General features: G+C 41.1%; 27 protein-coding genes, 1 pseudogene and 2 riboswitches. Of the genes and pseudogenes, 19 read left to right on the top strand and 9 right to left on the bottom strand.

Going from position 1 to position 21,144, the window contains the following annotated elements:
- Window positions 1-279: IS3 family transposase (locus LC033_RS11100; protein ID WP_226567894.1), on the top strand; the 279-nt coding region annotated here is incomplete at its 5' end.
- A 59-nt stretch (window positions 280-338) separates the two neighbouring features.
- Here LC033_RS11100 and LC033_RS11095 read toward each other — a convergent pair.
- Window positions 339-617 (bottom strand): DUF3889 domain-containing protein, encoded by a 279-nt coding sequence (locus LC033_RS11095; protein ID WP_226568314.1) that lies wholly within the window; start codon window positions 615-617, stop codon window positions 339-341.
- Window positions 618-916: 299 nt separating this feature from the next.
- Between LC033_RS11095 and tapA the strand changes: the two genes are divergently transcribed.
- From tapA to tasA, 3 genes are read left to right on the top strand one after another with little or no spacing between them, the layout of a single operon-like run.
- The gene (tapA, locus tag LC033_RS11090; protein WP_226568308.1) at window positions 917-1,444 is read left to right on the top strand and encodes an amyloid fiber anchoring/assembly protein TapA; all 528 of its coding nucleotides are present in this window, start codon (window positions 917-919) and stop codon (window positions 1,442-1,444) included.
- A gap of 53 nt (window positions 1,445-1,497) precedes the next feature.
- The gene (gene sipW, locus LC033_RS11085; RefSeq protein WP_226568307.1) at window positions 1,498-2,070 is read left to right on the top strand and encodes a signal peptidase I SipW; all 573 of its coding nucleotides are present in this window, start codon (window positions 1,498-1,500) and stop codon (window positions 2,068-2,070) included.
- A gap of 57 nt (window positions 2,071-2,127) precedes the next feature.
- Window positions 2,128-2,928, top strand: a complete 801-nt coding sequence (gene tasA, locus LC033_RS11080) for a biofilm matrix protein TasA (protein WP_226568306.1) — start codon at window positions 2,128-2,130, stop codon at window positions 2,926-2,928.
- A 67-nt stretch (window positions 2,929-2,995) separates the two neighbouring features.
- Here the strand turns inward: tasA and sinR are convergent, their stop codons facing one another.
- From sinR to LC033_RS11060, 4 genes are all read right to left on the bottom strand, one after another.
- Window positions 2,996-3,331, bottom strand: a complete 336-nt coding sequence (sinR, locus tag LC033_RS11075; protein ID WP_226568305.1) for a transcriptional regulator SinR — start codon at window positions 3,329-3,331, stop codon at window positions 2,996-2,998.
- A 76-nt stretch (window positions 3,332-3,407) separates the two neighbouring features.
- The gene (locus tag LC033_RS11070) at window positions 3,408-3,530 is read right to left on the bottom strand and encodes an anti-repressor SinI family protein (protein ID WP_226568304.1); all 123 of its coding nucleotides are present in this window, start codon (window positions 3,528-3,530) and stop codon (window positions 3,408-3,410) included.
- Between the two features lie 186 nt (window positions 3,531-3,716).
- On the bottom strand, window positions 3,717-4,514 hold the full coding sequence (locus LC033_RS11065) for a YqhG family protein (RefSeq protein ID WP_226568303.1): 798 nt from the start codon (window positions 4,512-4,514) through the stop codon (window positions 3,717-3,719).
- Between the two features lie 3 nt (window positions 4,515-4,517).
- Window positions 4,518-6,200, bottom strand: a complete 1,683-nt coding sequence (locus LC033_RS11060) for a DEAD/DEAH box helicase (RefSeq protein WP_226568313.1) — start codon at window positions 6,198-6,200, stop codon at window positions 4,518-4,520.
- A 249-nt stretch (window positions 6,201-6,449) separates the two neighbouring features.
- A riboswitch (glycine riboswitch) is annotated at window positions 6,450-6,557 on the top strand.
- 3 nt (window positions 6,558-6,560) lie between these two features.
- Window positions 6,561-6,653, top strand: a riboswitch (glycine riboswitch).
- Window positions 6,654-6,757: 104 nt separating this feature from the next.
- Here LC033_RS11060 and gcvT point away from each other — a divergent pair.
- The 3 genes from gcvT to gcvPB are packed head-to-tail and all read left to right on the top strand — an operon-like array spanning window position 6,758 to window position 10,671.
- A complete protein-coding gene (gcvT, locus tag LC033_RS11055) occupies window positions 6,758-7,855 on the top strand; it encodes a glycine cleavage system aminomethyltransferase GcvT (protein ID WP_226568302.1) in 1,098 nt (365 codons plus the stop codon).
- A gap of 16 nt (window positions 7,856-7,871) precedes the next feature.
- The gene (gcvPA, locus tag LC033_RS11050; RefSeq protein ID WP_226568301.1) at window positions 7,872-9,218 is read left to right on the top strand and encodes an aminomethyl-transferring glycine dehydrogenase subunit GcvPA; all 1,347 of its coding nucleotides are present in this window, start codon (window positions 7,872-7,874) and stop codon (window positions 9,216-9,218) included.
- Complete coding sequence (gene gcvPB, locus LC033_RS11045; RefSeq protein ID WP_226568300.1) at window positions 9,211-10,671, top strand: aminomethyl-transferring glycine dehydrogenase subunit GcvPB; 1,461 nt, start codon at window positions 9,211-9,213, stop codon at window positions 10,669-10,671. Before gcvPA ends, gcvPB begins: the two co-directional genes overlap by 8 nt.
- 52 nt (window positions 10,672-10,723) lie before the next feature.
- On the opposite strand, the pseudogene LC033_RS17280 reads toward gcvPB, so the two are convergent.
- Together LC033_RS17280 and LC033_RS11035 are read right to left on the bottom strand one after the other, a co-directional pair.
- Window positions 10,724-10,861, bottom strand: a pseudogene (locus LC033_RS17280) (IS3 family transposase); the annotation flags it as partial.
- 408 nt (window positions 10,862-11,269) lie between these two features.
- Window positions 11,270-11,650 (bottom strand): rhodanese-like domain-containing protein, encoded by a 381-nt coding sequence (locus tag LC033_RS11035; protein ID WP_226568311.1) that lies wholly within the window; start codon window positions 11,648-11,650, stop codon window positions 11,270-11,272.
- A gap of 222 nt (window positions 11,651-11,872) precedes the next feature.
- Between LC033_RS11035 and lipM the strand changes: the two genes are divergently transcribed.
- The 3 genes from lipM to LC033_RS11020 all read left to right on the top strand — a co-directional run bounded on the left by lipM (window position 11,873) and on the right by LC033_RS11020 (window position 14,208).
- Window positions 11,873-12,709, top strand: coding sequence for an octanoyltransferase LipM (gene lipM / locus LC033_RS11030; RefSeq protein ID WP_226568299.1), 837 nt, complete (start codon window positions 11,873-11,875; stop codon window positions 12,707-12,709).
- Between the two features lie 85 nt (window positions 12,710-12,794).
- A complete protein-coding gene (gene mntR / locus LC033_RS11025) occupies window positions 12,795-13,229 on the top strand; it encodes a transcriptional regulator MntR (RefSeq protein ID WP_226568298.1) in 435 nt (144 codons plus the stop codon).
- A 103-nt stretch (window positions 13,230-13,332) separates the two neighbouring features.
- A complete protein-coding gene (locus LC033_RS11020; RefSeq protein WP_226568297.1) occupies window positions 13,333-14,208 on the top strand; it encodes a patatin-like phospholipase family protein in 876 nt (291 codons plus the stop codon).
- Here the strand turns inward: LC033_RS11020 and LC033_RS11015 are convergent.
- Together LC033_RS11015 and LC033_RS11010 are read right to left on the bottom strand one after the other, a co-directional pair.
- Window positions 14,205-14,600, bottom strand: coding sequence for an SA1362 family protein (locus LC033_RS11015; RefSeq protein ID WP_226568296.1), 396 nt, complete (start codon window positions 14,598-14,600; stop codon window positions 14,205-14,207). The genes LC033_RS11020 and LC033_RS11015 overlap by 4 nt on opposite strands.
- A 38-nt stretch (window positions 14,601-14,638) precedes the next feature.
- Entirely contained in the window at window positions 14,639-15,595 is a 957-nt protein-coding gene (locus LC033_RS11010; protein ID WP_226568295.1) for a DUF1385 domain-containing protein, read from the bottom strand.
- Between the two features lie 220 nt (window positions 15,596-15,815).
- Here LC033_RS11010 and LC033_RS11005 point away from each other — a divergent pair, with 220 nt between their 5' ends.
- The 9 genes from LC033_RS11005 (at window position 15,816) to spoIIIAD (ending at window position 21,130) form a co-directional block, all read left to right on the top strand.
- Window positions 15,816-16,343 carry a YqhR family membrane protein gene (locus LC033_RS11005; RefSeq protein ID WP_226568294.1) on the top strand — a complete coding sequence of 176 codons (528 nt, stop codon included), beginning with the start codon at window positions 15,816-15,818 and terminating at the stop codon, window positions 16,341-16,343.
- Between the two features lie 108 nt (window positions 16,344-16,451).
- Window positions 16,452-16,895, top strand: a complete 444-nt coding sequence (aroQ, locus tag LC033_RS11000; protein WP_226568293.1) for a type II 3-dehydroquinate dehydratase — start codon at window positions 16,452-16,454, stop codon at window positions 16,893-16,895.
- On the top strand, window positions 16,892-17,953 hold the full coding sequence (locus tag LC033_RS10995; protein WP_226568292.1) for a M24 family metallopeptidase: 1,062 nt from the start codon (window positions 16,892-16,894) through the stop codon (window positions 17,951-17,953). Before aroQ ends, LC033_RS10995 begins: the two co-directional genes overlap by 4 nt.
- A 25-nt stretch (window positions 17,954-17,978) precedes the next feature.
- Window positions 17,979-18,536 carry an elongation factor P gene (gene efp / locus LC033_RS10990; RefSeq protein WP_226568291.1) on the top strand — a complete coding sequence of 186 codons (558 nt, stop codon included), beginning with the start codon at window positions 17,979-17,981 and terminating at the stop codon, window positions 18,534-18,536.
- A 174-nt stretch (window positions 18,537-18,710) separates the two neighbouring features.
- Entirely contained in the window at window positions 18,711-18,995 is a 285-nt protein-coding gene (locus tag LC033_RS10985; RefSeq protein ID WP_226568290.1) for a YqhV family protein, read from the top strand.
- A 66-nt stretch (window positions 18,996-19,061) separates the two neighbouring features.
- Window positions 19,062-19,985 (top strand): stage III sporulation protein AA, encoded by a 924-nt coding sequence (gene spoIIIAA / locus LC033_RS10980; protein ID WP_226568289.1) that lies wholly within the window; start codon window positions 19,062-19,064, stop codon window positions 19,983-19,985.
- A complete protein-coding gene (spoIIIAB, locus tag LC033_RS10975) occupies window positions 19,979-20,494 on the top strand; it encodes a stage III sporulation protein SpoIIIAB (protein ID WP_226568288.1) in 516 nt (171 codons plus the stop codon). Before spoIIIAA ends, spoIIIAB begins: the two co-directional genes overlap by 7 nt.
- Before the next feature lie 19 nt (window positions 20,495-20,513).
- A complete protein-coding gene (gene spoIIIAC / locus LC033_RS10970; protein ID WP_003153142.1) occupies window positions 20,514-20,720 on the top strand; it encodes a stage III sporulation protein AC in 207 nt (68 codons plus the stop codon).
- Window positions 20,717-21,130, top strand: coding sequence for a stage III sporulation protein AD (gene spoIIIAD, locus LC033_RS10965; protein ID WP_226568310.1), 414 nt, complete (start codon window positions 20,717-20,719; stop codon window positions 21,128-21,130). The genes spoIIIAC and spoIIIAD overlap by 4 nt, the downstream gene beginning before the upstream one ends.
- Window positions 21,131-21,144 lie beyond the last annotated feature (14 nt).

Here is a 21,144-nt window from a genome sequence, read left to right as displayed (position 1 = left end):
CAAGGATTCCAATACACAACAAAAGCATATCAAAAGCGACTAGAAAACGTTGGTTTGAAGGGCAGTCATTCCCGAAGGGGAAACTGCCTAGATAATGCCTGTATCGAATCATTTTTCTCCCATCTCAAAACAGAGAACACTTACTTTTCTTCGTGTCAAACGGAAAAAGAGCTTCATAAAAGCATAGAAGATTACATTCAATTCTATAATCACGATCGATTCCAGAAAAAATTAAACCAGTGTGCTCCGGTAGAATACCGTCACACACTGGCAGGTTAGGCTTTTTATAATTGTCTACTTGACAGGGATAAGACCAAGCAGGCGGTTTTTTTTGCCATTTAGCTGTATTCTTCAACGACAATCACTTTATTGACCTTGTTTGAGTAAGGATTATAGGAAATGGTGACAAATACTCCAAATTCTTTTGAATGATCTTTTAACGTAATATGATATTGTTTCACAGATTCTTTCTCCCGATGCCGGTCCCATACTTTTTGTTTAAATAAAACATGAGCTAACGGGTATCTTTTCTTTGCTTCTTTGACTGCCCTCGTTTCCCATTGATCAGTGGCAATACTGAATACTCTCGCATCCGTGATTTTGGCGTCTTGTATCATAGGACCCAACAGTAAACTGAGTATGATCATGATTCTTCCATATTTCAATTAACATCACCTCACCAATTATTATCCTGACCAAATCCTACACTTTTATGTAAATTTTTAATAAGTATAAATGTCATGGAAAAAAATATGAATATGAAGAGAGAATGAGAAAATTAAAGAATTTTCCCGTAAAGGTTCTTGTTTAAGAACAAAATGGACTGATTTGGGGTTTTGGGTTTTATGGGTATATCCTTATACTGAATGTAAATGTTCTTTTTAAAGAACAGTTGTTCAAGGAGTTGAAAGAATTAATGAAACAGTCGCTCTTTGTACTCTTTTGTGCCATTTGTTTGATTTTTACATCTCTTCTGATCACACCTACTAATGCTTCTTTTAATGATGTCGAGCATTCAAGCTTTGTTATGAAGACATGTGAAAATTTTGAACTGACAGATCAGCATTGTCAGCCAAAGAAATGGGATAGAAGTCATTTGAAGCTCATAGATCAAACGATGATCAAAGGAACAGTTTGTGCGCCTCAAAAGCTAAGCATGACACTGCAAAATACGGGACAACATATGAGACACTCTGAATGGATGTGGGAATTACACAAAGTAAAAAGCAAGAAGACACCATTACAAGACGGCCATATCCTTGAAAAGGGTTTTATCCAAAAGCTTTCAAGAGAAGAAACGACAATCGTAACGACAGATAAAGCAAAAACGAACGGAATTTATGCCTTTAAAATCTATTATCCTAAAGGATTTGGCGCATCTGAAAAACCATTCTTTTGGTCTAATCATATGCAGCTCTCTTGTTGCCAAGAAAAATTGACCTAAATGGAGTGGCCTCCTGAATGAGAAAAATATGTTGTGCGAAGGGGAGAAAGGATATGAAAAAATGGATGAAAATGACTGGGAGTATTCTTTACGGTATCGTGTTTACTATGATGATTGCATGTATTATTGTCGTGTTGTCATCAAGAACAACAGGCGGTGATCCTCAAATTTTCGGTTATCAATTTAAGCAAGTATTATCTGGCTCAATGGAACCAGAATTCTCTGCTGGTTCTTTGATTGTGGTGAAACATGTGACTTCACCTGAGACGCTCAAAAAAGGGGATATTATCACTTTTCAAACGAATCAAGACCAGTCCTTTGTGACCCACCGAATTGTTGGGGAGAAAGGAAATGGAACAAATAAAGCCTTTGAGACCAAAGGAGACCACAATATGTATCAAGACGGTACGCTGGTAAAAGCGAACCAAGTGGTTGCTCAGTATACAGGAGTGAACATTCCTTATGCAGGAAAGCTCCTTTCGTATGCCGGGACTTCGGCTGGTACAGCTTTGCTGCTTATAATACCAGGCATTATGTTGCTCGTTTACTCAGCGCTTCATTTTGTAGGCGCAGCGAAACATCGAAAACACGCGGCTGAGTTACATATGTCAGAGGAACAAGCGTAAATTTTCGATTGTAACCTAATCAGGTTTCAATAAAATAATTTATTAGGAGGTTCATTCATGGGGAAAAAAAAATCGATTCGTTTAGGTGTATTATCAGGGGCATTAGGCCTTGCTTTAATTGGTGGGGGAACGTGGGCTGCGTTTAATGATGTAGAAAAGGCAAATGCGGTCTACTCTACAGGAGAACTGGATTTATCTGCAAAAGAAAACTCCGGCGCCATCAACCTTGCGAACTTAAAACCTGGTGACCGAATAAGGAAAGAATTTAATTTTGAGAATAAGGGATCACTTGCGATTAATCAAGTGCTGATGAGTCTTGATTATAGTGAGTTTAAAGATGGAACTTCCTCGATGAATGGCGGTAAGAATACTGCTGAAGAATTCCTCAGCCAATTTCAGGTGAGTGTTCTAACGGTTGGAGCCGAAGGTGGAAATGGATATCCAAAAAATATTATTTTAGACCATGCAAACCTGCTTGACTTACATCAATTAACGTCAAAACAGGATCAGACCGCATTTGAAAAGCTTCGTCATGCCGTTGATAAGAAGTTTTTACATGAAAGTGGTAAAATTAATGTAGCAACCGTTGATGGAACTACAGCTCCAGAGTATGACGGCATTCCAAAGAATCCGTTTGATTACGATAAAATGGAAATGATCATTGAATTTGTCAATGACCAGACGAAGGATAAAGCTGGTCACTATATCCAAAATAAATACCAGGGCGATGCGATTCAAATTGATCTATCCTTCGAAGCGACTCAGTGGAATGGTTTAACGATCAACCCCAAAAAGCATACGAATGAAAAAGGATACGTGAAAGAAAACGAAAAAGCACACAGCGAAGATAAAAAATAAAGCCAGTGTTTAGACTGATATCGAGCTCTGTATAGCAATTGGAGGAGTATGCGCTAAAACGTGCGCTTTACTCCTCCAATTGCTTTTTTTTCCAGATCTGATAATCTAAAAATTCACGAAATTGCTTTTTCGAAACCCCTGATGTCATTGCATCTCGAACTAGTTTTTCCCATTCACTATCTAATTGACCATCGTATTCGGTTTCATCTTTTTCGTTTAACAGTGTATGAACCGAGACGTCCAGAACAGCGGAGATTTTTTCAAGAAATTGAATGGAGGGGTTTGTTTGCAAGTTTCTTTCTATTGAACTTAAATAAGACTTCGCTACCCCAGCCTTTTCGGCCAGTTCTGATAGTGAGTAGCCTTTTTCATTGCGGTATTGTTTAATACGCTGGCCAATCAATGTCATCACCTTCCTTTCGATATTATAGCACATTCAGAAAGGTTTGATAGAATGACTTCTTACCAGAGGGGGAGACTCAGCGGACTTTTTTGTTTGATTTGAGAAAATGACGGACTTCCTCGACTGTTAGTCCTGCCTTCCGAGCTTCGTTTAATAATTTTACCCATTCACTGTCTAATATGTTCGTTTTCTTTTCCATGCAAATACCCTCCTAAAATACTGAATCATGTATTTCAGGCACTAACGCATTAAATGGAAAGACACAGGTGGTAAGAACTCATAGTTTGCTTGCGTCATGTTTCCGCCCAATACAACAGACAAACTTTGTTCTTGACTGATCGAAAATTGTATGTGACATGAACATGAAGAGGGGGAGACCGATGAGTTAACCGCCTCTTTTTTGATGTAAGTAAAAAAGCCCTCCATTTTCAATCGTAAGACTGATTTTTGGTTCGTATAAAGTTTTGAGTGCTTGTCTTTCTATTTCATATTCTACAGATGTGTCTGAAGTCCCTTCATAAAATTGGTTTAAAAGTTCCGAGTCTTCCTTCCACTTTTGAATAGCTTTCACCGCCCAATCGTCCGGTTCCTCATAAGCATAACGCTCCATTAGGCTATAGAGCCGTTTGACTCCACTTTCAGGCTTGATCATTGTACTCATTGTAAAACAATAATCAGGGATTTGAGACGACAGCTCACGTGTTTCCAGCTGATCTTGAAATTGTTCTATGACTTCCCCGCGTATCAGATGAAGACCAAGTGATAGCAGCTTATCCTTCTTGCAGTCTGCCAGGTAAGATATTTTCACATTGAGACCAAGCCATGGCTCCAGTGCGATCTGGTTGTTTGTGAGTGGTTTCACTCTTTCGTAGAGCCGGATAAATCTTCCTTGCTGTTTCACAGCCTCGAATATTTGAAATAAACGAGGGGAGCCGAAGTGGATAAATTCACCTTCAACCGTGTCGCCAGCTTTTTTTTGATCGGTGATTAAGGTTAATTGCCTAGGCTCAGGTACAGCACCAGTTTTTTCGAGCCAGTGCCAATAAAAAGGACGGTTCATAATCAATTTATCCATTTCTATTGTCAGCTGTACGGTTAGGTGTCCTGCACTTTCTTCTATTATGTCGCATTGATTCGCCTGAAAGAAACGGAGAAGAAATGTGTGAATGTCACGCTGCTCCATTGATCAACTCTCCTTTATGAGCCTTGCTGTCTTTTTTTCTAAAAGTGGTGTTTGTGCTTCTGTTAAATACGATGCAAACTGGGTTAATTTCTTTTTCATGTCTCCATCAGATTCGTGCTGAAAGAGAATATGATGCAATTCTTTTTGTGCCTCTTTGATACCAATCCGGGTTAAAATATCATCTAAATCGCCAATGACGTTTTCAAACAACTGAATTTTTTCATATAAAAGCTTTAAAATATGTTCCTCGACTGTTCCGTTCGTTGCCATATTGTAAATGTGGACATCACGCTCTTGGCCAAGGCGATGAATACGTCCAATTCGCTGTTCTAGACGCATAGGGTTCCACGGAAGGTCATAATTGATGATCTGGTTACAAAACTGAAGGTTAATCCCTTCCCCCCCAGCTTCCGTGGCAATTAACACTTGAACCCGTTCTCTAAATAAATCTTTCATCCAGTCTTTTTTACTTCGTTTAAAACCACCTCGAAAAGGAACTGAGCTGATGCCATTTTTCTGAAGAAACCATTGTAAATAAATTTGTGTTGCACGATATTCAGTGAAAATAATGACCTTCTCATTCAACTGCTGAATGAGTTTGACCACTTCGAGCGCCTTTGAATTTTGCTCAACTTGGTTGATTTTTTCCATGATTTGCGCGATGGCAGAAGATCCTAGAATATGTTTTTCCTCTTCCTGCATTTTTTTGATCGTCATATATACCGCCTCGCGGCTTGAACAGCATTCTCGTTCCAAGGTCATAATTGAAAACATGTGTTTAGTATAAGATGGGTTCTCTTTTAGCTTGCAGATTTCATCATATAATGCTTGTTCTGTCGGAGAGAAATCAATGGAAATCGTCTTCACATGTCTTTTTGACCATTCCATGCCAGTGTCTTGCCTGCGGTTACGAATCATCACTTTATTGACTAACTGTTTTAAGCGGTCATGGTCTTCTAGCTGCAGGTCTTTTTTGGCAAAGATATCTTTAAACTGATGTTCGTTTCCTAGATGGCCTGGTTTCAGAAGGGAAACGAGATTAAAAATTTCCCCTATTCGATTTTGGATAGGCGTTGCTGTGAGCAGCAGGCAAAACTTTTTATTCAAATTTCTCACAAACTCATAGTTTTTTGTTTTGTTGTTTTTCAGTTTGTGTGCTTCATCAATAATGACCATATCATAGGAAATTGATAAAATCGTGTCTCGATGCGGCTGTCTTTTTGCAGTATCAATTGAGGAAACAACGACATCACACTGCTCCCACACATAGCTTTTTTTCTGTTCGACAGCATCAATGTAAAATTTCGTCCGAAGCTCCTGTACCCACTGAGACACAAGGGAGGCGGGTACGAGAATGAGAATTTTTTTGGCCAGTCCACGAATCATGTATTCTTTCATAATGAGTCCTGCTTCCATGGTTTTCCCAAGGCCCACTTCATCTGCCAAAATGGCTTTTCCGTTCATTTCTTCTACGACTCTTCTGGCTACTTCGAGCTGGTGTTTTAAAGGAGTGAAAGCAGGCAGGTGCGCAGGAGCCTGTAAGCCCTCGAATGAATCAATTGCTGTGACTTTCTGCACCTGCGTCGCTAAACGGTACATTTCCCAGTTCGCCCAGGGGCCATCTAATGCCAGCCGCTGCTGAAATTCACTCGTCCAATCCTGATCAAAAATCGTTTGAATCTTCAATGTCATCGCCTGCCTTTCTAGTAGGATCATGATAAAATCGTTCTGTTTTTAAACGCTTCATTTTTTAGAGGTCTTTAAAAGACTATATATATCAATAAAAACGAACGATATTGAATGTTTATTTTAAAAATGTTAATGATTTTTCTGTTGCTCTCTATCCATTTCTAATGGTAGGATGTTGGTAAGTGATTTAGAGAATAAGTCACCCATTTTGATAGTATGTCCAATAAATGTGAAGAATATGAGCGGATGATGGTATGGGGAGAGACTTGGCGGTTATTTTGCACTGGCAGGCGCCGAAGGAGCAAGCTGAATTGATTCAGTGAATCTCTCAGGCAAAAGTACCCTTACCGGACGCAACTCTGGAGAGTGTTTGCTTTTTTATGAGCAAACCACCAAAGGGGAAAACGCACATTGATGTTGTGCTGTAAACTTTCAGGTGCAAGGACAGAGACTTCTTTTTGATAAAAGGAAGATCTCTGTCCTTTTTTGCTGTGATTTTTTTCTGAAAATTCAGCTTGTGCTCTGCACTGTAAGAAAAAAGGGGGAAACGATTAATGTTGAAACGAACACCGCTTTTTCATGCGTATGAAACGTTTGGGGCAAAAACCATTGACTTCGGGGGCTGGGAATTACCTGTCCAATTTTCTTCCATTAAAGAAGAACATGAAGCTGTTAGAACAAAAGCAGGGCTTTTTGATGTCTCTCACATGGGAGAGGTAGAAGTCAAAGGTCAAGATGCCTTTCCTTTTTTACAAAGGTTATTAACCAATGATCTGTCTAAGCTCTCAGACGGTAAGGCACTATATACAGCTATGTGTTATGAAGATGGCGGGACGGTGGATGACCTGCTCGTCTATCAAAAAGAAAAGAACAACTATTTGCTTGTTATTAATGCATCAAATATCGAAAAAGATGTGAATTGGCTATTGAACCATCAGATTGAAGATGATGTGTCAATCAAAAACGTCTCTGACCAAATCGCCCTGTTAGCACTTCAGGGGCCACTCGCTGCTGACATCATAAAGGATGTGGCGAATGAAGAGGTGACATCACTCAAACCATTTACGTTTCTATCACAAGCTGAGGTCGCTCAAAAAGAGGTGCTTGTCTCAAGAACTGGATACACAGGTGAAGACGGCTTTGAAATCTACTGCCTGGCAGAAGATGTTGTCCATATTTGGTCATCTTTATTAGAATCGGGTCAGCCAAAAGGACTTATTCCGTGTGGGCTTGGTGCACGTGATACCTTAAGGTTTGAAGCGAGACTACCGCTTTATGGTCAGGAGTTGACAAAGGACATTTCCCCATTAGAGGGTGGGATTGGTTTTGCTGTCAAAACGGATAAAGAAGTAGACTTTATTGGGAAAGCTGTGCTTAAAAAACAAAAAGAAGAGGGAACGAAGCGTAAGCTTGTCGGGATTGAAATGATTGATAAAGGGATTCCGCGGACAGCCTATCCGGTCTTTTCAGGAGAGGAGCAGATTGGATTTGTCACAACGGGTACACAATCTCCAACGTTAAAGAAAAATGTAGGTCTTGCCTTGATCAAAACATCTCAAGCACAGCTTGGGACAGAGGTTGAAGTGCAAGTTCGTAAAAAACGTCTAAAAGCCAAAATCGTTGCCACACCATTTTATAAAAGAGCCACATAACCAGGGGGAATAGAGGATGAAGCATAGGTATTTGCCGCAAACAGAGCAAGGTCAAAAAGAAATGTTGGATGTCATTGGCGTTCAGTCAATTGATGAGCTTTTTTCAGATATCCCAGAGAAAGTAAGATTCAAAGGAGCATACAATATTAAAGAAGCGGCATCTGAAACAGAGCTTGTGCGGGAGCTGTCTCGTCTTGCTGGTAAGAACAAGGATACCGTTTCCTATGCATCGTTTCTTGGTGCTGGTGTGTACGATCATTATCAGCCTGTGATTGTAGATCATGTGATCTCACGTTCTGAATTTTATACAGCGTATACACCTTATCAGCCGGAGATTTCGCAGGGTGAATTGCAAGCCATCTTTGAGTTTCAGACCATGATCGCTGAGATGACTGGTATGGATCTTGCAAACTCCTCTATGTATGATGGCGGAACAGCATTAGCTGAAGCGGCGATGCTGGCTGCAGGACATACAAAGAAGAAAAGAATTGTCGTCTCTGAGACGGTTCATCCTGAATCAAGAGCGGTGCTAAAAACATATGCCAAAGGGCAGCATATCGAAGTGGTCGAGGTTCCTGCGCGAAAAGGACAGACGGATGTAGCTGCATTAGAAGCGGCTGTCTGCGACGAAACAGCCGCTGTCCTTGTGCAATATCCAAACTTTTTCGGTGTCGTTGAACCGCTAAAAGACATTGAACCGATTGCGCATAAAGGAAAAAGCCTGTTTATTGTCTCAAGTAATCCGCTTGCTCTCGGTTTACTGAAGCCGCCAGGAAATCTTGGAGCAGATATTGTCGTTGGTGATGCACAGCCGTTTGGCATCCCGGCTGCATTTGGCGGACCTCATTGCGGGTATTTCGCCGTGAAGAAAAAATTAATGAGGAAAGTACCGGGGCGTTTAGTGGGGCAAACAGAAGACGAGAATGGCGTTCGTGGATTTGTGCTCACCCTTCAAGCGCGTGAGCAGCACATTCGAAGAGATAAAGCGACTTCAAATATTTGTTCCAATCAGGCATTAAATGCATTAGCCGCTTCTGTTGCGATGACGGCACTTGGAAAAAAGGGTATAAAAGAAATTGCCTATCAAAACGTGCAAAAAGCCCATTATGCCAAGAGGCAGGCGGCAAATCACGGGTTACAGGTTGATGTAGAAGGAGCCCATTTTAATGAATTCGTGATCAAGCTAAATGAGCCTGTGAAAGAAGCCAATAAACGATTGCTTAAAAAAGGGATTATCGGTGGCTATGACTTAGGTCGAGACTATCCAGAGCTCCAGGAGCACATGCTTGTGGCCGTGACAGAGCTAAGAATAAAAGAAGAAATTGATACGTTCATCAAGGAATTGGGGGATCGCCATGAATAAACAAGATCAGCCGCTTATTTTTGAATTATCCAGAGAAGGAAGAATTGGTTATAGCTTACCTGATATAGATGTACCTGAAGAGGAGCTCCCAGCTTTATTTGATGAAACGTACATCCGCCATGAGGATGCTGAGCTTCCCGAAGTATCTGAGCTTGATATTATGCGTCATTACACAGCACTATCAAGACGTAATCATGGGGTCGATTCCGGTTTTTATCCTCTTGGCTCTTGTACGATGAAATATAATCCAAAGATTAACGAGAAAGTCGCCCGTCTTGCAGGCTTCTCCCAGGTTCATCCACTCCAAGAGGCAGACACTGTGCAAGGGGCATTAGAATTACTTTATGACCTTGGTGAGCATCTTGAAGAAATAACGGGAATGGACGCTGTGACATTACAGCCCGCGGCAGGAGCGCATGGCGAATGGACGGGACTCATGATGATTCGTGCGTATCACGAAGCAAGAGGAGATCATAAACGAACAAAAGTCATCGTGCCAGATTCTGCGCATGGAACGAATCCTGCATCTGCGACAGTGGCTGGATTTGAAACGATTACCGTTGCATCTGATGAAAAGGGGCTTGTTGATTTAGAGGATTTACGACGTGTCGTGAATGAAGAAACAGCTGCTCTCATGCTAACAAACCCCAATACACTCGGTCTTTTTGAAGAAAATATTTTAGAAATGGCTGAAATCGTTCATGGAGCTGGCGGTAAGCTTTATTATGATGGTGCGAACTTGAATGCCGTTTTAAGCAGAGCAAGACCGGGGGATATGGGATTTGATGTGGTGCACTTAAATCTTCATAAAACCTTTACCGGGCCACACGGAGGCGGAGGTCCTGGTTCAGGTCCAGTTGGAGTGAAAGAGGATTTGATTCCGTACTTGCCAAAGCCAGTGCTTGTGAAGAAGGAAGAACGTTTTTATTTTGACGATGATCGTCCAGAATCAATTGGACGCGTCAAGCCGTTCTATGGCAACTTTGGTATAAACGTCAGGGCATATGCTTACATTCGCTCTATGGGCCCAGATGGTCTAAAGGCTGTAACAGATCATGCTGTGTTAAATGCGAACTATATGATGCGCCGCTTAAGTGCTCATTACGATTTGCCATTTGATCGTCACTGTAAGCATGAATTTGTTCTTTCAGGTAAACGTCAGAAGAAACTAGGTGTGCGGACACTTGATATTGCCAAACGATTGCTTGATTTTGGCTATCATCCGCCAACAATCTACTTCCCGCTCAATGTAGAAGAATGTATCATGATCGAACCAACTGAAACGGAATCAAAAGAGACACTTGATGCATTCATTGAAGCGATGATTCAGATTGCAAAAGAAGCAGAAGAGAATCCTGAAGTGGTGCAGGAAGCGCCGCATACAACAGTTGTCAAACGAATGGACGAAACAAAGGCTGCGCGTCATCCAGTTCTTGTTTTTGAGAGAAAATAAAAAAGCCCTACATTTTGGTCTTATTCCTGTCAAGTAGACACATATAAAAAGCCTAAGTAGCCAGTGTGTGACGGTATACTACCGGAGCACACTGGTTTAATGTTTTCTGGAATCGATCGTGATTATAGAATTGAATGTAATCTTCTATGCTCTTGTGAAGTGTTTTGAGATGAGAGAAAAATGATTCGATTCAAACCCTTGATTCTTACGCCATGGATACACCAGCCATGTCAACAGATAAAGGGTCTTTAATTCGTGAACAACTTCAAACCGTGCAGTCTTCAAAATCCGTCCTCCCCGTGAAGATTTGGATAACGCTTTTTTAAGTATTCTATCTGACCTTTGACCCAATTTTTTTGCTGAGTTGAACTTCTGAGACCTGATGCTTCAGATAATGAGTGATAGCTTCTATTCTTCGTACATTTTGACAGCTTTCATCTTAAATTCTTTCGTATAGTATTGAAAATGTTGTCCTGTATGTGCCATAAAAAATCCCCTTCAAGTATAGTGTAACAGCCGCTTATGAAAATTGGGCTTTTTACACTGTCTACTTAAAGGGGAAAATATCAGGGAGCGGTAAATCCCAGAGTCTTTTTTGTTAGTTCTTTGTTTTGATGCGGCCGCTCCATTTTTTAAAGCCGCCTTTTAAATTACAAATCTCACGACAGCCGTTTTTACGTAAAATTTGGGCTGCTTTTCCGCTTCTGAAGTTATTTTGGCAATAAAGATAAACAGGCTTGTCAGGACGTATTTCATTTTTTCGCTGCTTTAGTTGTGAAAGGGGGATGTTTCTTGCCCCTAAAATATGCCCGCCTTCAAACTCATTTGGCTCTCTCACATCAATGAGTTGAGCTTTACGATAGCCTTTAATAAATTCTGCTTCAGTCAGCGTTTTCATAATGCGCTGCTGATAAATGTAACTGCCGATGGAATAAAGAACGAAAAGTCCACAAAGTGAGAGGACGATATAGTTGAATATTGGCAATACGACTCGACTCCTTCTTGAGCATCAGCACAGTGCGTCTGCCTGATGGTACGTTTTAGACAAATACTATTATAGTAAAGCAAAAGAAACTTGTCATCATAAATGATAAGAATTATTTTCAATTCCTTCCCTATTTGATAGACTGATGAAGAGAGAAAACCGGTGGCTTGCCACCATCATCTAACATTGACTACGTAAAAGAGAAGGGATTTTTATATGCAAAAAGAGAAATGGTGTTTTATTGATACAGGAAACCAAGATCCTGCCTTTAACATGGCAATGGACGAAGCCTTGCTTTATTGGCATAGTGAAAAGCTCATCCCGCCTGTGATCCGTTTTTATGGATGGAATCCGGCGACATTATCTGTTGGGTATTTTCAGCAAGTTGAAAAAGAAATCAACATGGAAGCGGTAGAACGCTATGGTCTTGGATTTGTCCGCAGACCAACAGGTGGCCGCGGGGTTCTTCATGATCAGGAGCTAACCTACAGCGTTATCGTGTCAGAAGAGCATCCAGAGATGCCGGCGACGGTGACCGAGGCATACCGCGTCATTTCAGAAGGTATTTTAGAGGGCTTTAAAGAACTGGGACTCGATGCGTATTTTGCCATTCCTCGTACAGAAAAAGAAAAGGAAAGCTTAAAAAATCCAAGATCTTCTGTATGCTTTGATGCCCCTTCCTGGTACGAGCTTGTGGTAGAAGGCAGAAAAGTCGCAGGCAGTGCTCAAACGAGACAAAAAGGTGTGATCCTCCAGCATGGCTCGATCTTAATTGATCTTGATGAGGACAAATTGTTCGATTTGTTTCTTTATCCAAACGATCGGGTGAGAGAGCGGATGCAGCGGAGCTTTAAAAACAAGGCGGTCGCGATCAATGAAATCTCAGACCGAACATGTACGATAGACGATGCGCGTGTTGCGTTTAAACGAGGGTTTGAAAAAGGATTAAATATCGAGCTTGTGCCTTATGAGCTGACAGATGAAGAATTATCGAGTGTCCACCATCTCGCCAAAACGAAATATGCCTCAGATGATTGGAATTACAAGCGTTAAGACGATGGAGACTTCTTGTTTTTTAATGGGCGATGGTGTAGAATTATTATAATTATTAAGTAAAGGTGCATTTTGGAGGGGTTTTATGACTACACCTAGTATGGAAGATTATATTGAACAAATTTATATGCTGATAGAAGAAAAAGGATATGCCAGAGTATCTGATATTGCAGAAGCTCTAGCTGTCCATCCCTCCTCTGTAACAAAAATGGTTCAGAAGCTAGATAAAGATGAATACCTCATTTATGAGAAATATCGTGGTCTGATTTTAACCCCGAAAGGCAAAAAAATTGGAAAACGTCTCGTATATAGACATGAACTACTAGAACAATTTTTAAGAATCATTGGTGTAGATGAAGAGAAAATTTATGATGATGTAGAAGGTATTGAACATCATCTTAGCTGGAACAGTATTGACCGCATTGGTGATCTCGTTCAATTCTTTGAAGAGAACGAAGAGCGATCTATTCATCTGAAAGCGATTCAAAGGAAAAACGAACAAACAAATCAAGAATCTTAAGAAAAAGGACACCCATGCTGGGGGTGTCCTTTTTGAATAAAGTTCTAATTGAAAGCAAATGCTCCTACACTATTAATAGTGATGATAAAAAGGGGGCTCCTTGATGAAAATAGATGGTGTGTTCTCAGGTGGAGGCATTAAGGGTGCAGCACTTGCAGGTGCCTATGAAGCACTTGAGGCGAGAGGATGTCAATTTGTCCGCCTTGCTGGTACAAGTGCTGGAGCCATCATTGCTTCACTGATCGCAGCAGGTTTTACAAGTCAGGAGATTCGGGAGCTTTTAGATGAAATGGATGAGCATCAATTGCTTGACCGCAGGTGTCAATTCATCCCGTTTAAAATGCTTAGATGGGTATCCATTTATTGGCGCCTTGGCCTTTACAAAGGAGACCGGCTAGAAAAATGGCTCACAGACGTTTTAAAGAGAAAAGGAGTCACCGTATTTGGGGATCTCAAAAAAGATTCGTTGAAAATCGTCGCTTCTGATTTAACAAATGGAAAAATCCTCGTACTGCCAGACGACCTTCCTTCATATGGCTTAAATCCAGAACGGTTTTCCGTTGCACGAGCCATTCGTATGAGCTGCAGCCTGCCGTACTTTTTCGAGCCAGTCAAACTAAAATCTTCAAAAGGAATTTGTACCATTGTTGATGGTGGAGTACTCAGTAATTTTCCAATTTGGTTATTTGCTGAAGAGAATAAAAGACCGTTCGTTGGTGTCACGTTAACCCCAAACGAAAAAGAACGCCCTCAACACTCCATCCGCAATGCGTTTGAACTGTTTGGCGCTCTTTTTGAAACAATGCGTGGTGCGCATGACCAAAGACATATTGCCACAAAACACGAACGTCATATTATTTTTATTCCTGTAGAACACGTGATTGCCACTGATTTTCATCTCATGACAGAAAAGAAAAGGGCGCTTTTCGATCTAGGTAGACAGAAGGCCGAGCAATTTTTAAAAAGCTGGACATTTTAAAATAACGCACGGTTCTTCTTTTTGTTTTTCTTGCCTTCAATCACAGTCAAATGTGTTTGGCTTTTCTTTTTGAGAAGGACGGGCTTAGACTTGTGGTCAGTCGGCACGCTTCGCAAATGAGTGACCCGATTTTTCATCTGGCTTTTCGTTTTTGGTTTAGACTGCTGGTAGCGACGTTTTGATTGTTTGACTGCTTTACGATAAAGATTGCCTTCTGTGCCAGTTCTTCGATTCATCAGCCATCTAAAAAGGAAAAACACAACCGCTCCAATGATCACAACTGATAGCAGCATCGTAAAGAGTCTGCCTGGGTTCGTTGTGAGTAAATAAACAAAGCCCAAAATACCTAAAGCGAAAATAATGGTAAAAGCAGGATGTACTCGGCGATTCATAACTGTCCACCTCCGAAGGAATTTACCGGATTTATAAGTTAGATCACTTGATGAGCAGAATCTGACGCTTGTTTCTCAGACGCTTCCTCTAAACGAAGAAGTTCATTAAAACTTGCAATGGCTACTTCGACTTGATCGTCAGAAGGTTCTTTTGTTGTGAGCAATTGCAGCCAAAGGCCAGGATAGCCAAGCACTTTTAGCACTGGCACTTCTCTGAGTTTATTGGTGAGCTGCAGCACTTCGAATGAAATGCCCAGAACAACCGGAATGAGCGCCAAGCGGTTCAGAACTCTCACCCATAAAGGATCTGTCGGTACGAGTAAATAGACGAACATTCCAACAATGACAGTGAATAAAATAAAGCTGCTGCCGCATCGATAATGCAAGCGAGACTGGCTTTGGACATTTTCCACTGTGATGTCAAGATTCTGTTCATAGCAGTTTATGACTTTATGTTCTGCCCCATGATATTGAAATACCCTTTTAATTAAAGGAGTCATGGAAATAAAGTAAATATAGCCTAACAAAAGGACCAATTTAAAGAATGTTTCAGCGGCTATTTGTGCGAAGTTTCCTGAAAAGATTGGCCGCACAAGTTCAGCCAAAAAGACTGGTACTAGGGTAAAAACAAATTTACTAAAGAGAAGAGAGAGAACTCCGATCACAGCAATGCCGAAGATCATCGATAATTTCGAGCCTTTTTGTTCTTTTTCAAGAGAATGATCTTCAGAAGGATCTAAGTCATAGCGCTCACTGGAGAAGTGTAGGTGCTTACTGCCTTTTGCGCTTGCTTCAACAAGTGCAGCAATACCCCTCACAAATGGGATCTTCTTGAGAAAGGCGGTTCGATTATTGGAGGTCCGAGGAAGCTTCATAAATTCAATGGACTGATCCTTACGCCGAATCGCTGTAACATAGTTCTTTTTACCTCCAAACATGACACCTTCGACAACTGCCTGCCCTCCATATGCTGGAGGTTTTGTTTGATTGGACATATTTCATCAACCTGCCTGTTTCCTGTAATTTACATGCATTTCCTTATACCTTTATTGTACAGGAAATGAGAGGAAATCACTAGCTCACAGGTCGATTATCTACTAGAATTCTATCTACCTCTTTTTAGCCAGTATACCCTTTTATAAAAATTTTACACCAACGCATCGAAATCCTTTTTTTTATGACATTTTGGACATACTACTTGTTGGAGGTGTTCATATGAAACGTGATGAAAAGAAAAACCAAGAAGAAAAAAATCAGACAGTGCAAACGTCATTTATGATGGCAAGAGCAGCCGCTACAGGCTTTGTTGGTGGTGTCTTTTGGGGATTTATTGGGTTTCTGACCTATATGTTTCATTTTTCAGAAGTGAGTCCAAATATGCTTTTGCAGCCATTTGTGCTCGGAGAATGGAAAAAGGGCGGACTTGGCACTTTTATCAGTATTGTGCTTTTAGGTCTTTTATCTATTGGAGCGGCCTTTATTTATTACGGTCTTTTAAAACGGATCAAAGGGTTTTGGATGGGACTGATTTATGGCGCCCTTTTATGGGTACTTGTTTTTTATGTATTTAATCCTATTTTCCCAGATGTGAAACAAGTACAAGATTTGCAGCAAAGCACCATTGTCACGACATTTTGCCTATATATTTTATATGGCATGTTTGTTGGGTACAGTATTTCATTTGAATACATTGAATTAACGAGTCAGAAGCTTGCGAGAGCACTTGGAAAAAAGACAGAATAAAGTGTAAATCGCCCATTCATGTGATAAAATATTTTTGGAAACGAAAGGTTTCTAAGAAAAAAGAAACAGATATCGAGATAGATTGAATAAGGGTGAAGGAGTGATCTTATGCCTCATTTTCTTGTACTGAATGGGCCCAACTTAAATAGACTCGGCAAGAGGGAACCTGCTGTTTACGGAAGTAAAACGCTGACGGATTTAGAAACGGATTTGTTTCAATTTGCAGAAAGAGGAAGTATCCAATTAACATTCTTTCAATCGAATCACGAAGGAGATTTGGTTGATGCGCTCCACGAAGCAGAGAATCAGTACGATGGCGTCGTGTTTAACCCGGGTGCTTTTACCCACTATAGCTATGCGCTGAGAGATGCCATTGCAAGTATTTCTTTACCTGTCATCGAAGTACATATTTCAAATGTCCATAAGAGAGAGGAATTCCGCCATCATTCAGTTCTTGCACCAGTATGCCAAGGTCAAATTGTTGGACTTGGTTTAGAAGGGTATAAATTGGCGATTCGTTATTTAGTCAGTGAAGGGGGAGCGGTATCATGAAACTTGAAAAACTAAGAAAACTTTTAACCAAATTAGAGATTGATGGTCTAGTGATTACGAGCAGCTTTAATTTACAATACATGACCAGCTTTACTGGATCAGCCGGACTTTCAGTCGTCTCAAAAGATCGAGCAGCTTTTATTACGGATTTTCGCTACACTGAGCAAGCCAAGGACCAAGTAAAAGGCTATGACATCATTGAACATAAAGGAAACATTGTGGAAACAGCTGTCCAAACGGCAAAGGAATTTGGGGTTAAACGCCTTGGATTTGAACAAAATCATATGACATTTGCCACTTACCAGCAGTATGCAAATAAAGCAGGCGGTGTAGAGCTTGTTCCTGTGTCAGAATCAGTTGAAAATTTGCGCTTGATTAAGTCTAGTGAAGAGATTAAGATATTAGAGGAAGCTGCGAAGATAGCAGATCGCGCCTTTGATTATATTCTCACTTACATCAAGCCGGGCCTGACAGAAATTGCGGTCATGAACGAGCTTGAATTTTTCATGAGAAAAGAAGGTGCTGAGGGATCTTCATTCGATATGATTGTCGCTTCAGGCGTTCGTTCAAGCCTGCCTCACGGGAGAGCGAGTGAAAAGGTGATTGAATTTGGTGATTTGGTGACACTTGATTTCGGTGCCTACTATAAAGGCTATTGTTCTGATATGACAAGAACGATTGCTGTAGGAACACCAAGCGACAAGCTGAAGGAAATTTATCAAATCGTATTAGAAGCAGAAAACGCTGGTGTGGATAGAATCAAGCCAGGCTTAACTGGGAAAGAAGCTGATCGCATCACACGAGACATCATTGAAAAGCATGGATACGGTCAATACTTCGGGCATTCGACTGGACACGGGCTTGGTATGGAAGTACATGAAGCGCCTGGTCTTTCCTCACGCTCAGAGGTTGTGTTAGAAGAGGGAATGGTTGTGACAGTTGAGCCGGGCATATACTTGCCGAACGTCGGCGGCGTGAGAATTGAGGACGATATTGTCCTGACAGCTGACGGCAATAAACGATTGACCCACTCAACGAAAGAACTTATCATATTATGATGGTGAAATGTAGGAGGATTACAAAATGATTTCAGTAAACGATTTTCGTACAGGCCTGACAATCGAAGTGGACGGCGGTATTTGGCGTGTAGTGGATTTCCAACACGTAAAACCAGGGAAAGGAGCAGCATTTGTTCGTTCTAAACTGCGTAACTTGCGCACGGGTGCTATTCAAGAAAAAACATTTCGTGCAGGTGAAAAAGTAGCGAAAGCTCAAATTGAAACAAAAACAATGCAATACTTGTATGCAAATGGTGACCAGCATGTATTCATGGATACAAGCTCATACGAGCAGCTTGAACTAAGCGAAGCACAAGTTAAAGATGAGCTGAAATACTTGCTTGAAAATATGTCCGTTCAAATCGTGATGTACGGTGCTGAGACACTTGGAGTTGAACTTCCAAACACTGTAGAGCTAGAAGTAGTAGAAACAGAGCCTGGTATTAAAGGTGATACAACATCAGGTGGATCAAAACCTGCGAAAACTGAAACTGGTTTAATCGTCAACGTTCCTTTCTTTGTCAACCAAGGAGATAAACTAGTGATTAATACATCTGACGGTTCTTACGTATCAAGAGCGTAATGAACGAAGAAAGACTGTAAACCTCGTGTTTACAGTCTTTTTTTATTGAAAAAAATATGTCTCTTCGTCATGACAACCCTCACTCTATTCTCTCATCCCTCTCTCTTCCTTCTGAAAAACAAGACTACTTCTAGCTAGTCAAGCATATAGTGTAAAAAAAGCTGGAGGTTCTATATGAAACAATTTCTTTTCCCGAGCATACACCCGTCAGTGGCTGCAATGGCAGGCATGAGGTTTTTATCTGCAACCATTGAACTGACGGCCGCCATCCTTATTTTAATCACAAATGATGTACGCAAGGCGGTTGTCATCAATAGTATATTGGCGATCATCGGACCGCTCATTTTTATTATCACCATGACGATTGGAATCTATCAAATTGCAGGGCAGTTATCCTATGCAAAGCTTGTGTTTATTTTCATTGGTGTCGTGTTTATTGTTGTTGGGATTTATAAGTGAAATGGCTTAGCATAATTAACGGCACGCATCATACATTTTAGAGAAGAAAAAAAGGAGGGGAATTCGTTGCGGAGTTTGTTGGATATTCTCCCGCACTCGATTGGACAAGAACTCAGCTTGCTAAAAGAAACGGAATGGGCGCAAATAGAAGAAATCCGCATTCGCACGGATCGTCCGATTGAATTGATACAAGGAGGAAAGCTGCGCTTTCTTTCCTATCATACAACAGGAGAAGATGCGTCTCAGCTATTAGGCAGGCTCAGCAATTACAGCATGTACACGCTTGAAGAAGAACTAAAACAAGGCTATATTACCATATCTGGCGGACACAGAGTGGGGCTTGCAGGAAAGGTGATCGTTGAGAATGGATGCGTTAAAGGATTAAGAGATATTTCTTCGTTTAATATTCGCATCGCCAAAGAAAAACTCGGAATTGCCCATCCTTTTCTACCTTACTTATATGAACAACATTGGTGCAATACACTCATCATTGGTCCTCCGCAAACGGGAAAAACAACATTGCTGCGTGACGTTGCGCGTGTTGCTAGTTCAGGAACAAAAGACATTACTGCTAGAAAAACAGGAATTGTCGATGAACGCTCTGAAATAGCCGGGTGTATAAGAGGGGTGCCTCAGCATCATTTTGGACACCGGATTGATGTACTTGATGCGTGTCCAAAGGCTGAGGGCTTGATGATGATGATTCGGTCCATGAGTCCAGAAGTCATCATTGTAGATGAAATTGGAAAAAAAGAGGATGTACAGGCACTTTTAGAGGCGATTCATGCCGGAGTCACCATTATCGTCTCAGCTCATGGCTATTCACTTGAAGATCTATATAAACGGCCATCATTTCAACCTTTATGGGAGCTTCGTGTGTTTGATCGATATGTTGAATTAAATAGAAAAAAAGGCCCTGGTACCATTGGACGAATATATGACCAAGATGGACAAGAGCTGAAGTGGAGGCGGGGAGTGGACGTATGTTAAAGCTTATTGGTGCTATTTTCATCGTTGCGGCTACGACATGGGGAGGCTTCGAGTTTGCGAAACGATACAGCGACCGGCCTAAGCAAATCCGGCAGCTCCGGTTTGCTCTTCAATCTCTTGAAGCTGAAATTATGTATGGTCAAACACCTTTAGCTAGAGCCGCTGACCAAATTGCGTCGCAAGTAGGACCCCCTGTGGATCGGTTATTTGAGCAATTTGCAGAAAAGCTCAAAGTTGGGTCCTTTTCTGCGAGGCATGCATGGAATGAAAGTCTGGAGGACGTTTGGAAAAAGACCGTTTTGAAAAAAGGCGAATATGAGGCGCTGAAGCACTTTGGAGAAACACTTGGTCTGCATGATGTCACTGCTCAGCAAAAGTATATCAAGCTTGCTTTAGGACATTTGGAATCAGAGGAGAAGGAAGCTGAAATCGCCCAAGCGAAAAATGAAAAAATGGTGAGAAGCCTCGGTTTTTTAAGTGGATTACTACTGATTCTTTTATTGATGTGAGAGGAAGGGAGTCGAGAGCATGGGCGTTGATGTAAACGTTATTTTTCAAATTGCTGGAGTAGGCATCGTCGTGGCCTTTCTCCATACGATTTTAGATCAAATGGGGAAAAAAGAGTACGCTCAGTGGGTGACGCTGCTTGGGTTTATCTACATTTTATTTATGGTGGCAACCATTGTGGATGATTTGTTTAAGAAGATTAAAGCCGTATTTCTATTTCAAGGATAGGGGAGGGCTTACAAATCGAAATCATACAAATTGTTGGACTTGGTTTAATCGCTACTTTCTTAGCATTAATCGTAAAAGAACAAAAGCCAACTTTTGCCTTTATGCTTGTTGTGTTTACAGGGTGTGTGATTTTTCTTTATTTAATCGATCAAATCTATGCCATTATCTCCATGATTGAAAAGATTGCGGCTAGTGCCGGCGTCAACATGAAGTACGTTGAAACCATTTTGAAGATTATCGGTATTGCCTATATTGCAGAATTCGGCGCCCAGCTCACGAAGGATGCTGGACAAGGCGCCATTGCTTCGAAAATAGATCTTGGTGGCAAGATTCTTATCTTGGTCATGGCGGTCCCAATTTTAACAGTCATCATTGAGACCATCTTAGGCATGATTCCGTCCATGACTTGATTGAAAAAAGAGGT

Source organism: Bacillus stratosphericus, assembly GCF_020524495.1.
Taxonomy (GTDB): Bacteria; Bacillota; Bacilli; order Bacillales; family Bacillaceae; genus Bacillus; species Bacillus stratosphericus_B.
This window is presented reverse-complemented; position numbering and strand designations above follow the sequence as displayed.